Genomic DNA, 15,230 nt, shown 5'->3' with positions numbered 1-15,230 from the left:
GTACCGCGCCCGCGGTACGGCCCCTCCGGCGTTTCAGGCGCTCTGCGACGCCGGGGCCTGCGGTGTGACGGGCGTCCCCGTGGCGTCCGGGACCGCGGTGCAGACGGAGCCGGCGGCCGGCACCTTCCCGTCCAGCAGGTAGCCGTTCACCGCCTTCTGCACGCAGGGGTCGCCGCTGTTGTACGCGCCGTGCCCCTCGCCCTTGTACGTCAGCTCCACGCCCACGCCCTCGCCGAGCCGCTCGGCCATCTTGCGGGCCCCCTCGTACGGGGTCGCCGGGTCGCCGGTGTTGCCGATCACCAGGATCGGGTCCGCGCCGGGGGCGGACACGTCCGGGGTGTCCCAGGCGCCCGCCACGGGCCAGTCGGTGCAGCTCAGCATGGCCCAGCCGAGGAAGTCCCCGAAGACGGGCGACGCCGCCCGGAACGCCGGGAGCTTGGCCTTGGCCTGCTCCAGCGTGACGCGCTCCTTGGAGTCCGCGCAGTTGATGGCCGTGTTGGCGGCCCCGATGTTGCTGTAGCGCCCCTGCTGGTCCCGGCCGTTGAGGGCGTCGGAGAGGGCCATCAGCAGCTGGCCCTGCCCGCCTTCCGCCTCGTCCAGGCCCTGCTCCAGCAGCGGCCACAGCTCCTTGGAGTACAGGGCCTGCGCGATGCCGTTGGTCGCGGCCCCGTCGGTGAGCTGCCGGTCGCCGATGCCCGTGATGGGTTTGGCGGCCAGGGACTTCTGGAGCTTGATGATGTTGTCCTCGATCTCCTTCGCGGTGCTGCCCTGGAGGCGGCAGGCGTCGCCGCGGTCCACGCAGTCCTGCGCGAAGTTGCCGAGGGCGAGCTGGAAGCCCTTGGCCTGGCCGAGCGAGCCCTCCTCGGAGGTCTTCGTCGGGTCCACGACGGCGTCGAAGACGGCCCGGCCGACGTTCTTCGGGAAGAGGTGGGCGTAGACCCCGCCGAGTTCGGTGCCGTAGGAGATCCCGAAGTAGTTCAGCTTCTCGTCGCCGAGGGCCTGGCGGATCCGGTCGAGGTCGCGGGCGGCGTTCTCCGTGCCGACGTACGGCAGGACCTTGCCCGACTTCGTCCGGCAGGCCTGCTGGTACCCCTTGATGCCGTCGACGTAGGCCTTCTCCTGCTCGGGTGTGCCGGGCGAGGAGTCCTGGGCGTAGTACGCGTCGAGCTGCTTGTCGTCCAGGCAGCGGACCGGGGTGCTGCGGCCCACCCCGCGGGGGTCGAAACTGACCAGGTCGTACCGGTCGCGCAGCGCGTCGTACTCCTTGGCCGCGCCGGGGAGGGTGGTGATGCCCGAGCCGCCCGGGCCGCCGAAGTTGAAGACGAGCGAGCCGATCCGGTTCTTCTTGTCGCGGGCCTTGGCGCGGATCAGGGCGAGGGGGATCGTCTCGCCCTCGGGCTTCGCGTAGTCCAGGGGCACGTCGAGGGTGGCGCACTGCCAGTCCTTGCCGGGCGTCTGCCCCCCGCCCTCCAGGGCGGTGGGGGCCTCGCACTCGCCCCACTCCAGGGGTTTCGCACCGGCGGCGTCGGCCTCCGGTTTCTCCCCGTCGCCGCCGCCGGAACAGGCGGCCGTGGTGAGCAGCGCGGTGGCGAGGGCGGCGGCAGCGGCGGTCCGCAGGGCGTTTCTCGGCATGTTCCCCATCCTGCGCGGGGCGTGGCGGCTCCGCCCGCGCCGTGGGCCGTTCGGGTGCCCGCCGGCCCGCCCCGCCGGGGGCGGGGTCAGGCCGCCAGGATCTCCTTCGCGGCGCTGCGGCCGGTCGCCACGCAGGCGGCGACGCCCACGCCCTCGTAGGCCGCGCCGCACACGGCGAGGCCGGGGAGCTTCCCGACCGCCCCGCGGATCCGGTTCACCCGCTCGCGGTGGCCGACGCCGTACTGCGGAAGGCCCCGGTCCCAGCGGGTCACGCGGGCGGCCAGGGGCTCGCCCATGGGGCCCACCGCGTGGTGGAGTTCGGCGATCGCGGTGCGCACCAGGTGGCGGTCGGGCCGGTCCAGGAGCTCTTCCTCGCCGATCCGGCCGATGGACGCGCGGAGCACGAACACCGAGGGCGCCGCGTCGTGCAGCCAGGCCCATTTGTTGGAGAGGAACGAGGCGGCCTTGAGGGCGTGGCCGTCCACCGGCGGGACGAGGAACCCGTTGCCCTCCGGCAGGAAGTGGGCCCGGGTGCGGGAGAAGGCCATGGTGACGACGGCGGTCGAGGCGTGCGGGATGGCCGCGAGCTCCTCCTCGGCGAGGGGGGAGTGGGGCCGCAGCAGCTCGGCCGCGGCGAAGGCCGGGAGCGCCAGGATCACGGCGTCGGCGTCCATCGTGAGGGGGCCGTCGGCGGTCATCGCCAGCACCCGCCAGCCGCCGTCCGGCAGGCGGTGGAGGGAGCGTGCCGTCGTCCCGGTCAGGATGCGCGCACCGCACGCCCGGGCCACGGCCTGCGGGAAGCGGCCGGTGCCGCCGGCCACGCCCTGGACGGCCACCGCGGCCGGGCGGGGGGCGCCCGCGGCCTTCATGCGGCGCAGGGCGGGCAGCAGCGGGGTGCCCTGTTCGGCGAGGGCGGCGATCCGGGGCATCGCCGCGCGCAGCGAGAGCCGGTCGGCGCGGCCGGCGTAGACCCCGCCCAGGAGGGGTTCGACCAGCCGGTCGACGGCCTCCCGGCCGAGGCGGGCGCCCAGGTAGGCGCCGACGGAGCAGTCGCCGGTGAGCGGGGAGGCGGGGAGGGTCTCCTCCCGGCCGGCCCGCAGGACGCCCTCCGGCGAGAGCAGCCCGGTGCCGGCCAGGGCGGCCGGGTCGGTGGGGATGCCCATGACGTGCCCGGCCGGCAGGGGGCGCAGGGCGCCGTGGGTCCAGACGGTGGTGGGGGCCTGTTCCGGGTCGCGGAGGGCGTTGCCGAGTCCGACGGCGGCGGCCAGTTCCACGGCTTCCGGGCGCAGGGCCATCAGGGATTCCGCGCCCTCGTCGACGGTGATGCCGGCGATGGTGCCGGTGCGGAGTTTGCCGCCGACCTTGGCCTGGCCCTCCAGCAGGGTGACGTCCGCGTGGCCGCGCAGCTGCCAGGCGGCCGCCAGACCGCTGATGCCGCCACCGACGACGATCACTGAACGCATTGTCTTCTCCTGTGACCGTGGTCCTGCGACCGTGGACGATATGTTCCCTTATGAAACATATGGGAGGGGCGGGGGTCGCCGCTTCGTGCTTTCGGCCAGGGCTTCCACCTCCCGCCGGTACGGGAAGCTGCCGGGCTCGTAGGCGCAGTACGGATCCTCCTCCAGCACGTCCCCGGTGGAGCCGTACGCCCGCGACCGAGAGCCTCCGCACACCGTCTGGAACTCGCAGGCCCCGCACCTGCCGCGCAGCAGCGACGGATCGCGCAGCGAGGTGAACAGCGCCGACTCCCGGTAGACGGAGGTCAGCGGGCGTTCCTTCACGTTGCCGCCGGACAGCGGCAGGAAACCGCTCGGGTGCACTTCGCCGGTGTGCGAGACGAAGACGAAGCCGCGCCCCGAGGAGACGTCCATCGGGGGCCGGCGCACGGTCCGCCGGGCGCCCTCGAAGAAGCCGAGGCCGGTGGCGCGGGCGCGCAGCCGCCCGTACAGCGGACCGAGGGCGGGGCGCTCGCCGCGCGCGTCGAGGACGGCCCGCTGGAGCGCGACCCGGCGGAAGTGGTGGCCCTCCGTGGTCTTGGTGGCCATCACGGCGCCGCAGTCGTACAGGAAGTGCAGTACGTCCTCGATCTCCGCCGGGGTCGGCGGGTCCAGACCCTCCGCGCGTCCCGTCGGCACCAGCAGGAAGCCCGACCACAGCATCGCGCCCTCGCGCCGCACCAGGGCGGCGATGTCGGCCAGGTCCTCCAGGCTGTCCCGGGAGACCGTGGTGTTGATCTGCACCTTGAGGCCCAGCTCGCGGGCGGTCCGCCAGCCCTCCAGGGTCCAGTCGTACACCCCCGGGACGCCCCGGAAGGCGTCGTGCCGGGCGGCGGTGGACCCGTCCAGGGACAGGGAGAGGGCCACCGCGCCGGCGTCGCGGACGGCTTCGAGGCCGGCCCGGGTCAGGGTGGGGGTGCCGGAGGGGGAGACGGCGACCCTGAGGCCCAGGGAGGTCCCGTACGCGATCAGGTCCGCGAGGTCGGGGCGCTGGAAGGGGTCCCCGCCGGTGATCACGAACAGCGGGCCGGGCTTCCCGAAGGCGGCGGTCTGGTCCATCACCCGGCGGGCGTCCGCCCCGTCGAGTTCCCGCGGGTCCCGGGCCGTCAGCGCCTCGGCCCGGCAGTGCAGGCAGGTCAGCGGGCAGGCCCGGGTGGCCTCCCAGATCACGAGGAAGGGGCGTTCGGCGACCGCGTGCCGGGGCCGGCGCACGACGGCGGGCGGCCGCCCGGCACCGGCCGGGGGCCGCGCCGGGTCGGCGGAAGGCTTCACGACACCCGCTCCCAGCCCCGCTTCTGCGGGCGGTTCGCCAGCTGCTCCGGATCCCGGCGCCGGTAGACGACGTACGGCCGGACCAGGTACTTCAGCGGGGCGGAGAACATGTGCACCAGCCGCGAGTACGGGACGAGCGCGAAGAGCGCGAAGCCGAACAGGACGTGCAGCCGGAAGGCGAGCGGGGCGCCCGCCATCAGGTGGTAGTCCGGCCGCAGGGCGAACAGGCTGCGGAACCAGACCGAGACGCCCTCGCGGTAGTTGTAGCCGCCGGTCTGCCCGGTCGAGTTGAGGACCGTGGCCGTCAGCCCGAGGAGCATCGCACCGAGCAGGCAGGCGTACATCACGTGGTCGCCGCGCAGGGTCGCCCGGCGGACGGCCGGCACCGTGAAGCGCCGGTACACCAGGATCCCGACGCCGGCGGCGGCCGCGACGCCCGCGACGGCGCCGGTGGAGACGGCCAGGAGGTGGTAGGCGTGGTCGTCCAGGCCCACCGCGTCGGTCCAGCCCATCGGGATCAGCAGGCCCACGACGTGGCCCACGACCACGAAGAGCATGCCGAAGTGGAAGAGCGGGGAGCCGATCCGCAGCAGTCGCGACTCGTGGACCTGCGAGGAGTGCGTGGTCCAGCCGAACTGGTCGAAGCGGGCCCGCCAGAGCGTGCCGGCGACGAGCAGGGCGATCGAGACGTACGGCAGTACGCCCCACAGGAGGAGGTCCATCAGGCCGTCTGCCTTTCGGTGGTGGGCCAGGGGAGGTCGGCGGTCCGGCCGGACGGGAAGCCGGCCGTGAGCGCCGCCGGGAAGTCCTGCGGCGGGTCGATGCCCGGGCCGAAGGGTTCGAGGGCCGAGCCCGCGCCCACCAGTTCCTGCGGGGGACCGTTCCTCGCGAGCGCCTTCGCCTCCGCGCGGCTGCGCGGCGAGGGCCCGGGCAGGGTGGCGCAGACGGCCTCCAGCACCCGGGCGTACGGGGACCCGGACTCGGCGAGCGCGAGCCGCAGCAGTTCCAGCCCGGCCCGGTGCTCCTGGAGCAGCTCGGTGCCGGCCTCCTCCCGGAGCGCGGCGAACTCCAGGGCCACCGGCAGGAAGTCGGGCAGCTCCTCGCCCGCGTACTCCAGCCCGAAGTCCCGGTAGATCCGCTTCAGCCGGACGAGGGAGAGCCCGCGCCGGCGCGTGTCGCCGTCGGTCCACCAGGTGAGGTAGAGGCAGCGCCGGTTGCGGGTGTCGAAGGTGTCGGAGTACCGCGCGCACAGCTCGACGGGGCCGAGCTCCTCGGCGCCGTCGAGGAACGCGCCGAGCAGTCCGGCCGGTCCGTCCGGTGCCCCGGCGAGGGCCGCGCGCAGGCGGGGGAGTTCGTCGTGGAAGCGGTCGCCGGGGTACTGCAGCGCGCAGCCGGCCACGAGCCGCACCAGGCCGTCGGGTGTCACGAACTCCTCCTGGTGGGGCTGAGGTTGAGCATCACGCGGGGTTCGGGTTCCCCGCCGACCGGGCAGGCGGCGTCCAGCGGGTGGGTCCCGGCGAGGGCGTCGGCCTCGGCGCGGGCGGCCGTCGGGACCACGAACCGGTCCTCGATCTTGGCGATGGCCAGCAGCCGGAACATGTCCTCCATCTCGGGGCCGGTCAGGCCGACCGCTCCGGCGATCGACTCGTCCCTCGGCTCGCCGAGGTTGATCCTGCGCATGTAGGCGCGCATCGCCGCCATCCGGCGCAGCACGGCCTCGACGGCGTACGTGTCGCCCGCCGTGAGGATCGCGGCCAGGTACTCGACGGGGATGCGCAGCGCGTCGATCGCCCCGAAGAGGTTGCCGGCGTCCTCGCCGTCGCTGCCGGTGGCGGCGACCGCCTCGACGACGGGGGACAGCGGAGGCACGTACCAGACCATCGGCATGGTCCGGTACTCCGGGTGCAGCGGCAGGGCGACCTGGTAGGTGGCGATCAGGTCGTAGACGGGGGAGTTCCGGGCCGCCTCCAGCCACTCCTCGGTGATGCCGGCGGCGCGGGCGGCGGCGGCCACGGCCGGGTCGTGCGGATCGAGGAAGCACTCCACCTGGGAGGGGTACAGGTCGTGCTCGTCCTCGACGGCCGCGGCCCCGGCGACCTTGTCGGCGTCGTAGAGCATCACGCCGAGGTAGCGCATCCGGCCCACGCAGGTCTCGGAGCACACCGTCGGCATGCCGACCTCGATGCGCGGGAAGCAGAAGGTGCACTTCTCGGCCTTGCCGGTGCGGTGGTTGAAGTACACCTTCTTGTACGGGCAGCCCGTCACGCACATGCGCCAGCCGCGGCACCCGTCCTGGTCGACGAGGACGATGCCGTCCTCCTCGCGCTTGTACATCGCACCGGACGGGCAGGACGAGACGCACGCCGGGTTCAGGCAGTGCTCGCAGATCCGGGGGAGGTAGAACATGAAGCTCTGCTCGAACTCGAAGCGGATCTTCTCGCCCACCTCGTCGCGGATCTTCTCCACGATCGGGTCCCTCGGGGCGTGCGCGGGGGCGCCGCCGAGGTTGTCGTCCCAGTTCGGACCCCATTCGACCTTGTCGACGGGCTCGCCGGTGATCTGCGAGACGGGCCGGGCGGTGGGCAGGTCGTCGCCCGCCGGGGCCTCGGTGAGGTTCTTGTACTCGTAGGTCCACGGCTGGTAGTAGTCGTCGATCTCCGGCAGGTGGGGGTTGGCGAAGATGCCGCCGAGCTTCTTCAGCCGGCCGCCCGCCTTCAGCCGCAGCCGGCCGGAACGGGTGCGCTCCCAGCCGCCCTTCCACTTCTCCTGGTCCTCCCAGCGGCGCGGGTAACCCTGGCCGGGGAGGGTCTCCACGTTGTTGAACCAGACGTACTCGGTGCCCTGCCGGTTGGTCCACGCCTGCTTGCAGGTGACCGAACAGGTGTGGCATCCGATGCACTTGTCGAGGTTCATGACCATCGCGACCTGTGCCATCACGCGCATGGGACTAGTACTCCACCTTCTGGTCGCGGCGGCGGATGACCGTCACCTCGTCGCGCTGGTTGCCGGTCGGGCCGAGGTAGTTGAAGGCCCAGGTCAGCTGGGCGTAGCCGCCGATGAGGTGGGTGGGCTTGAGCATCACCCGGGTCAGCGAGTTGTGGATGCCGCCGCGGCGGCCGGTCTTCTCCGTCTTGGGGACGCCGACCGTCCGCTCCTGCGCGTGGTTCATGTAGACCGTGCCGGGAGGCATCTTGTGGGAGACGATCGCGCGGGCGGTGACCACGCCGTTGCGGTTGACTGCCTCGATCCAGTCGTTGTCCGCGACCCCGATCGCGGCGGCGTCCTGCGGGAACATCCACACCGTCTGACCGCCCCGGCCGAGCGTCATCATGTAGAGGTTGTCCTGGTACTGGCTGTGGATCGCCCACTTGTTGTGCGGGGTCAGGTACCGGACGGCGACCGTCTTCTCGTCGACGACGCCCAGTTCGGGCTCCCCGTACAGGGTGTGCATGTTCAGCGGCGGCTTGTAGACGGGGAGGGACTCCCCGACCTCGTGCAGCCAGTCGTGGTCGACGAAGAAGTGCTGGCGGCCGGTGAGGGTGTGCCAGGGCTTCAGGTGCTCGGTGTTGACGGTGAAGGCCGTGTAGCGGCGCCCGCCGGCCTCGGAACCCGACCATTCGGGAGAGGTGATCACCGGGACGGGGCGGGCCTGGGTGTCCGCGAAGGTGATCCGCTTGCCCTCGGCCTCGGCGGCCAGGTGCGCCATGTGCGTGCCGACCTGCTTCTCCAGGGTCTCGAAGCCCTGGGTGGCCAGCCGGCCGTTGGAGGTGCCGGACAGGGAGAGGATCGCCTCGCAGGCCCGCCCGGCGGTGTCCAGGCGCGGGCGGCCCTCCGCGACCCCGCTCCGGACCAGGCCGTTCTTCTCCCCGAGGTAGGCGATCTCCTCGGTCACGTCGTAGGTGATCGCCTTGGTGGTCACGCCGAGCCGGTCGACGAGCGGGCCGAGCGCGGCGAACTTCTCGCCGACCGCCCCGTAGTCGCGTTCGACGACCGCCAGGTTGTACATGGTGCGCCCGGGCACGGGTTCGCACTCGCCCTTCGACCAGTCCAGGGCCACCCCGCCGGGCTGGGCCATCTCGCCGCCCGCGGTGTCGTGCTGGAGCGCGGTCGCGACGAGGTCCCTGCGGACGCCGAGACGGGTCCGGGCGAGCTCGCCGAACCGGCGGGCGATCGCGAGGAAGGCGTCGTAGTCGGAGCGGGCCTGCCAGGGCGGGTCCACGGCCGGGGTGAAGGCGTGCAGGAAGGGGTGCATGTCCGTGGAGGACAGGTCGTGCTTCTCGTACCAGGTGGCCGCCGGGAGGACCACGTCCGACAGCAGCGTCGTGGACGTCATCCGGAAGTCCATGGACATGAGCAGGTCCAGCTTCCCCTCGACGTCCTCCTCCCGGTACGTGACGTCCCTGGGCGCGCAGCGCGGGCCGTCGTGGGGGAGGTTGGAGTGGGTGCCGAGCAGGTGCTTGAGGAAGTACTCGTTGCCCTTGGAGCTGGATCCGAGCAGGTTGGCCCGCCACACGTTGAGCACGCGGGGCCAGTTCCGCGGGGCGTCCGGGTCCTCGCCGGCGAAGCCGAGCGTGCCGTCCTTCAACTCCCGCACCGCGTCGGCCACCGGGTCGGCGGCGGCGCCCAGGTCGAGGGGGTTGCGGTCGAAGGTCGGGTACGAGGGCATCCAGCCCATGCGGGCGCTCGCGGCCAGGCAGTCCGCGCCGGTCATCCCCGTGAAGGCGCCCGTCGCGAGCGGGGAGGCCAGCGCCTCGGCGGGCAGGGTGTCGTAGCGCCACTGGCCGGTGTGCAGGTAGAACCAGGCCGCGCCGATCATCTGGCGCGGCGGGCGCGACCAGTCGGAGGCCGCCGCGAGGGTCGCCCAGCCGGTGACCGGACGGCACTTCTCCTGGCCGACGTAGTGGCCCCAGCCGCCGCCGTTGCGGCCCTGGCAGCCGGTGAGGGTGAGCAGCGCCAGGAAGGCGCGGTAGATCGTCTCGGAGTGGAACCAGTGGTTGGTGCCGGCTCCCATGAGGATCATGCAGCGGCCGTTCGACCGCTCGGCCGTCTCCGCGAACTCCCGGGCCACGCGCACCGCCTGGGCGGCGGGGACCGAGGTCAGCGACTCCTGCCAGCCGGGGGTGCCGGGCTGCGAGGCGTCGTCGTAGCCGGCGGGCCACTCGCCGGGCAGGCCCGCGCGGCCGACTCCGTACTGGGCCAGCATCAGGTCGAAGACGGTGGTGACGAGGCGGTCGCCGAGCCGGCGCACGGGCACCCCGCGGCGGACGGTGCCGCCGCGCTCGTCGTCCTCGAAGCGCGGCAGGACGATCTCGGCGCTCCCGCCCTCCCCGAGGAGCGTGAGGCGGGGCACGGTGTCGCCGAGGTCCAGGTTCCACTCGGGCGTCTCGTTCTTCCCCCAGCGGTGCCCGAGCGTGCCGTTCGGCACGACCGGCTCGCCGGTGACGTCGTCGACGAGGACGGTCTTCCACTCCGCGTTCTCGGTGTCCTGCCCGAGGTCGGCGGCGGTGACGAACTTGCCCGGCACCAGGCCCTGTTCCGTCTCCCGGAGCGAGACCAGGAACGGCAGGTCGGTGTACCGGCGGACGTAGTCCGTGAAGAAGGGCGTCTCCTTCTCGACGAAGAACTCCTTCAGGACGACGTGGCCCATCGCCAGGGCCAGCGCGCCGTCCGTACCGGGGTGCGGGTGCATCCACTCGTCGGCGAACTTCGTGTTGTCGGCGAAGTCCGGCGAGACCGTGACGACCTTCTGGCCCCGGTAACGGGCCTCGGCCATCCAGTGCGCGTCCGGGGTGCGGGTGACGGGGACGTTCGAGCCCCACATCATCAGGTACGCCGCGTCCCACCAGTCGCCCGACTCGGGGACGTCCGTCTGGTCGCCGAACACCTGCGGCGAGGCCACCGGGAGGTCGGCGTACCAGTCGTAGAAGCTGAGCATCGGGGCGCCGATGAGCGAGTGGAAGCGGGCCCCCGCCGCGTGCGAGGCCATCGACATGGCGGGGATCGGGGAGAAGCCCGCGACCCGGTCCGGGCCGTGCTCCGCGATCGTGTGCACGTGCGCCGCGGCGATGATCTCGGTCGCCTCCTCCCACGAGGCCCGCACCAGACCGCCCTTGCCGCGGGCCCGCTGGTAGGCGCGGCGGCGTTCCGGATCGCGCTGGATGTCCGCCCACGCCCCGACCGGATCGCCCAGGCGGGCCTTGGCCTCGCGGTACGCCTCCAGGAGCGTGCCGCGCACGAGCGGGTAGCGGACGCGGGTGGGGGAGTACGAGTACCAGGAGAACGAGGCTCCGCGCGGACAGCCGCGGGGTTCGTACTCCGGCCGGTCCGGGCCGACGGACGGGTAGTCGGTCGCCTGGGTCTCCCAGGTGATGATCCCGTCCTTGACGAACACCTTCCAGCGGCAGGAACCGGTGCAGTTCACGCCGTGCGTGGAGTGGACGACCTTGTCGTGGCTCCAGCGGTCGCGGTAGAAGGCCTCGGCGGCCCGCCCGCCCGTCCGGCGCACCGTCCGCAGGTCGTCGGACACCTCGGCGCGGGTGAAGAAACTGCCCGCCCTGATGAGCGAATCGACGGCGTCCTCATGCGCCTTGTTCTCCTGACGCTCGTGCAAGGCGACCCTCCAGGGCGGGAAACGGGACCGGAAACGGGACCGGGACCGGGAACAGGACCGGACGGTCATCGGACAGTCCGGGAGGAAACGGGCCCCGAAACGACGCTACGCCCGCCGGACCGGCCGAACCGGTGACAAAGGTCCCCTCTGTCCGTGACCTCCTTCCGCACTTTCACGGGCCCAGTGGATGCCACGCTGGAAGCGGCCCAACTGCGCCGGGCCACAGGCGAATCACGCGGAAGAACGCGACATCCAGGAGGGCGTGGCCGTGGCACGCGACGAGTACCGCTGGATCCCCGACCAGCACGGGGCGTGGGCGATGCTGGCCGTGCCCTTCCTCGCGGGCACCTTCCTCGCGCCCCGGCCGGGCGGACAGCACGGGCTGCTCCTCGCCGCCTGGCTGCTCGCGTACGCCGCCGTCTTCCACGCCCAGCAGTGGCTGCGGCTGCGGGCGCGCGGGCTGCGCTCCGCGTCCCGGCACGGCCGTCCGGCGCTGGTGCTCGGCGCGGCCGCGGCGGCGGCGGGCCTGCCCCTGGTGGTGCTCCACCCCCGGCTGCTGCTCGCGGGCGCGGCGGCGGCGCCCTTCGTGGCGGTGAACACCCGCTACGCCCTACGGGGCCGCGAGCGGGCCCTGGTCAACGGCCTGGCCGCGGTGGTCCCGGCCTGCGGCATGCTGCTGGTCGCGGGCGGCCTCGGCGGGGCGGACCTCGCGGCGCTCTGGCGGCCGGCGCTGGCCTGCCTGCTCTACTTCGCCGGCACCGTCCCGTACGTGAAGACGATGATCCGCGAACGCCGCTCCCCGGCCTACCGCCGCGGCTCGGTCGCCTACCACGCGGCGGCCCTGGCCGCCGCGACCGCGCTCTCGCCCTGGCTGGCGCTGCCCTTCGCCGCCTGCCTCGCCCGAGCGGCCGCCCTGCCGGGCCGCGGCCTGAAACCTCCACTGGTCGGCGCGGTGGAACTCGCCCTGTCGGCCGCCCTCCTGGCCACCCTGCTGCTCGCGTTCTGACCCGCGGCCGCGCCCGCGCCACCCCGCTCCGCGCGGGACGGCCCGGCACGACCGGCAAGATCCGGAAGAGAGGGGCCTAGTGCCGTGGCCGGGAAGGTTTGCCGGGTCGCGGCGTCCGGTGCGGTGCATCTCAAGGCGGAGGGCCACGGCTCGTACTGGACGTACCTCCGTGGTCCGACAACGCGGAGAGGTGCCGTGCCGGGCGTCGCGACCCGGTGGACCTTTCCGGTCACGGCACTAGATGGCTTCCTTGGCCTAGATGGCTTCCTTGCGGGTGAGGAAGTTGAACGAGATCCACCCCGGCAGCACCGGCAGCCAGAAGGTCATCGTGCGGAACAGCAGTACCGCCGAGAAGGCGACGTCGCCCTGGAGGCCCGCCGCGACCAGGCCCAGCGTCAGCGTGGTCTCCACCGCGCCGATGCCGCCCGGGGTCGGCGCAGCCGAACCGAGCGCGTTGCCGGCCAGGAAGACCACCGCGATGCTCGCGTAGCTGATGGCCTCGCCTCCGCCGAAGGCGCGGATCGAGGCGTCCAGGCACATCACGAAGCAGCCGGTCAGCAGCAGCATGCCGCCGATGCCGGTCATGAGCTTCTGCGGCCGCTGGAGCACGTCCAGCATGCGCGGCACCACGCCCGCGAACAGGGCCCGTACCCGGGTCACCACGAACTTCCGCAGGAACGGCACCGCCGTCACCACCAGCACCAGCACCGCGACCGTCAGCAGACCCGCGATGACCGTCCGGGACGGCGTCATCTCCGGGGTCTTCTCGGTGCCCGTCAGGTAGCCGAAGGACAGCAGCAGCAGGATGTGGCTCGCCAGCCCGAACAGCTGCGAGGCGCCCACACTGGCGACCGCCAGCCCCGGCCGGACCCCCGCCCGCTGCAGGAACCTCGTGTTCAGCGCGACCCCGCCGACCGCCGCCGGAGCGACGAGCTTCACGAAGGACCCCGCCACCTGCGCGACCACGGTCCGCAGGAACGACACCCGCTCGGGCACGAAGCCCAGCAGGCTCATCGCCGCCGCGAAGTAGCTCAGCGCCGAGAAGCCGAGCGCCGCCCCGACCCAGCCCCACTGCGCCTCGCCGACGATCTTCGCGAAGTCCACGTGGGCCAGCTGCGTCAGCAGGAAGTACGCGCCGAAGGCGCCCGCGATGAACGAGACCAGCGTCCGCGGCCGGATCCGCTCCAGCCGGGCCGGCTCCACCGGCGCCTGCGGGCGGATCAGCAGCACCTGCTGGCGGATCTGGCTCAGCAGGTCCTCCTCGCGGGCGTCGTCCAGCGCGTCGTCCAGGGCCCTCTTCTCGGCCTTCCGGGCCGCCGCAGGCGTCGCCGCCGGGGCCGAGGCGTCCGCCTCGCGCGCCGCCTTCGCCGCCCGCGAGGACTCCAGTACGGCCTCCCGCTGCCGGTCGGCCCGCTCGCGGGCCAGCTTGCGCAGCGTCGCCCGGGTCGAACGGCTCAGCGCGATCGGCTGGAGCAGCGGCAGGCAGTCCGCCACGGTGTCCGGGCCGAGTACCGACACCGCCGAGGCGACCGAGCGCTGCGCGCCGACCCGCAGGCCGAGCGTGGTCAGGAGCTGCGCGATGTCCATCCGGAGCACGAGGTCACCGGCCGCGATCTCGCCGCCCCGCAGGTCCGTGAGGATGACCTTGCCGGAACGATCCACCACCAGCGCGTCCCCCGTGAGCCGGCGGTGCGCGATCCTGCGCGACTGGAGGGCCCGTACCTGCTCCCAGGCGTTGCGGCTCAGCTCGTCGGTGATCTCCTCGTCGGAGAGCGAGTCCAGGGTGCGTCCGCCCAGGTGCTCGTAGACGAGCATCACGGCGTCCGGCCCCAGCTCGGAGGTCGCGATCAGCTTCGGGGCGTTGGCCCCGGCAGCGATCGCGGCGTACGCGAGCAGGGCCTCCTGCTCCAGCGCCTGGCGCAGCGACTGGAGGCTGCGCCGGGTGGTGATCCCGCGCAGGGTCAGCCGTCGCCACACCCGGTAGAAGAAGCCGTGCGCCTGCTGCTCACGGTCCACGACGGTGACGTCCAGCGGCGGACCGTCCTCCAGCGTGACGTGGTAGCGCCGGCCCCGGTCGCTCGCCTCGGAGCCGTTGTCCGTCCCGTCGCCGGTCTCCGCGCGCATCGCGCTGACCGGCTGGAAGCCGACCCGGCGCAGCCCGGCGAGGAGGTTCTGCCCGGTGGGCCGCACGTTCGGCGAGCCGACGGCGTACAGGGTCCCGTACGCGACGCTCCAGCCGATCAGCACGGTCAGGATGATCGAGAAGGGTGTGGTGTACCCGCCGACGAGCATCGCGAAGGCGTCGAGCAGCAGCACCACCCACAGGGCCACGCGCCAGCGGGGCCGGCGCGTCATCCCGACGGCGGTCATGTACGCGATCACGGGCGCGAGGTAGCCGTGCACGGGATCGGTGAGGGTGTCGCCGATGCCCGTGGACTGGGTGAGGGCCTCCTGGATGGCGCCCGGGGCGGCCCGCGAGACCCACAGGTCGGTGGCGAGGGTGACCCCGTGCGCGAGGACGGCGGCGAGCACGCCGTCGGCGATGCGCAGTCCGTCGCGTTTGATCAGCCGTTCGATGGCGAAGGCGACCGGGACCAGGAGGACCGCGATGCTCGACACCAGCCCGGCGACCTTGATCAGGAGGGCGGGTGCCTGGCCGGTGCTGTTGCTGATGTCCTGTTCGAGGCCCGCGGTGGTGCCGTGGGCGAAGGTCGCGATGCCGAGGACGACGGCGATGCCGAGGATGCCGGCGAGGAACCGTACGAGGTCGGAGGGGCGGTGCACGCGGGCGGCGAGCAGCGGCTCGTCCACCTCCACCTGGTCGGCGGCCGTCGGCGCGTGGCCGTGCGGCTCGTCCTCGTCGGCGGGGTCCGCCGCAGGGCCGGGGCCTTCGCCCGGGCCTTCGCCGGGGCCGGCTTCCGGAGCGGCCCCGGGGGCCGGGCCGGTCCCGGGGTGCGTTCCCGAGCCCGGGCCGCGCGCGGGAGGAGCCAGCGCGCCCGGGCGCGCCGGGGCGTCCGGACGTGCGGCGCGCACGTCGCGCGCGCCGTCGTCCGGGTGCGCGCCCTCGTCCTTCGACGCGCCGTCCGGAGGGCTCACACCCTGCTCCTTCGCCGTCACATCCGTCTCTTCTTGATCACGTATCACCAGTCACCGCCCGGAAGATGGTGGCACGGACCGACGGCCCGGCGGGGCATCAGGGTGCGCGCCGGTA

At 73.3% G+C, this 15,230-nt stretch carries 9 protein-coding genes; 1 reads left to right on the top strand and 8 read right to left on the bottom strand.

Annotated elements, in window-relative coordinates; genetic code table 11:
- Nucleotides 1–33 precede the first annotated feature (33 nt).
- The 7 genes from AC07B0_RS08165 to AC07B0_RS08135 all read right to left on the bottom strand — a co-directional run bounded on the left by AC07B0_RS08165 (nucleotide 34) and on the right by AC07B0_RS08135 (nucleotide 11,013).
- Entirely contained in the window at nucleotides 34–1,632 is a 1,599-nt protein-coding gene (locus tag AC07B0_RS08165; RefSeq protein ID WP_478863337.1) for an alpha/beta hydrolase, read from the bottom strand.
- Nucleotides 1,633–1,718: 86 nt separating this feature from the next.
- Nucleotides 1,719–3,095 carry a protoporphyrinogen oxidase gene (gene hemG / locus AC07B0_RS08160; protein WP_356874563.1) on the bottom strand — a complete coding sequence of 459 codons (1,377 nt, stop codon included), beginning with the start codon at nucleotides 3,093–3,095 and terminating at the stop codon, nucleotides 1,719–1,721.
- Nucleotides 3,096–3,143: 48 nt separating this feature from the next.
- Complete coding sequence (locus tag AC07B0_RS08155; protein ID WP_478897326.1) at nucleotides 3,144–4,403, bottom strand: TIGR04053 family radical SAM/SPASM domain-containing protein; 1,260 nt, start codon at nucleotides 4,401–4,403, stop codon at nucleotides 3,144–3,146.
- Complete coding sequence (gene narI, locus AC07B0_RS08150; RefSeq protein WP_478897324.1) at nucleotides 4,400–5,125, bottom strand: respiratory nitrate reductase subunit gamma; 726 nt, start codon at nucleotides 5,123–5,125, stop codon at nucleotides 4,400–4,402. The genes AC07B0_RS08155 and narI overlap by 4 nt, the downstream gene beginning before the upstream one ends.
- Nucleotides 5,125–5,829 carry a nitrate reductase molybdenum cofactor assembly chaperone gene (gene narJ / locus AC07B0_RS08145; protein WP_469376744.1) on the bottom strand — a complete coding sequence of 235 codons (705 nt, stop codon included), beginning with the start codon at nucleotides 5,827–5,829 and terminating at the stop codon, nucleotides 5,125–5,127. Before narJ ends, narI begins: the two co-directional genes overlap by 1 nt.
- The gene (gene narH / locus AC07B0_RS08140) at nucleotides 5,826–7,346 is read right to left on the bottom strand and encodes a nitrate reductase subunit beta (RefSeq protein ID WP_469376746.1); all 1,521 of its coding nucleotides are present in this window, start codon (nucleotides 7,344–7,346) and stop codon (nucleotides 5,826–5,828) included. Before narH ends, narJ begins: the two co-directional genes overlap by 4 nt.
- A 4-nt stretch (nucleotides 7,347–7,350) precedes the next feature.
- Nucleotides 7,351–11,013: a nitrate reductase subunit alpha gene (locus AC07B0_RS08135; RefSeq protein ID WP_478897322.1), complete on the bottom strand. Its 3,663-nt coding sequence runs from the start codon at nucleotides 11,011–11,013 to the stop codon at nucleotides 7,351–7,353.
- Between the two features lie 268 nt (nucleotides 11,014–11,281).
- Here AC07B0_RS08135 and AC07B0_RS08130 point away from each other — a divergent pair, with 268 nt between their 5' ends.
- A complete protein-coding gene (locus tag AC07B0_RS08130) occupies nucleotides 11,282–12,019 on the top strand; it encodes a YwiC-like family protein (protein ID WP_478897320.1) in 738 nt (245 codons plus the stop codon).
- 255 nt (nucleotides 12,020–12,274) lie between these two features.
- Here the strand turns inward: AC07B0_RS08130 and AC07B0_RS08125 are convergent, their stop codons facing one another.
- Nucleotides 12,275–15,163: a lysylphosphatidylglycerol synthase transmembrane domain-containing protein gene (locus AC07B0_RS08125; RefSeq protein WP_478897318.1), complete on the bottom strand. Its 2,889-nt coding sequence runs from the start codon at nucleotides 15,161–15,163 to the stop codon at nucleotides 12,275–12,277.
- Nucleotides 15,164–15,230: the final 67 nt, after the last annotated feature.

It is taken from the genome of Streptomyces sp. NPDC044704 (assembly GCF_056433525.1).
This window is presented reverse-complemented; position numbering and strand designations above follow the sequence as displayed.

What these genes read in the sequence shown, in the direction of transcription:
- AC07B0_RS08165 (WP_478863337.1), bottom strand. Translation starts at nt 1,632, where the DNA reads ATGCCGAGAAACGCCCTGCGGACCGCCGCTGCCGCCGCCCTCGCCACC.
- narI (WP_478897324.1), bottom strand. Translation starts at nt 5,125, where the DNA reads ATGGACCTCCTCCTGTGGGGCGTACTGCCGTACGTCTCGATCGCCCTG.
- hemG (WP_356874563.1), bottom strand. Translation starts at nt 3,095, where the DNA reads ATGCGTTCAGTGATCGTCGTCGGTGGCGGCATCAGCGGTCTGGCGGCC.
- narH (WP_469376746.1), bottom strand. Translation starts at nt 7,346, where the DNA reads ATGCGCGTGATGGCACAGGTCGCGATGGTCATGAACCTCGACAAGTGC.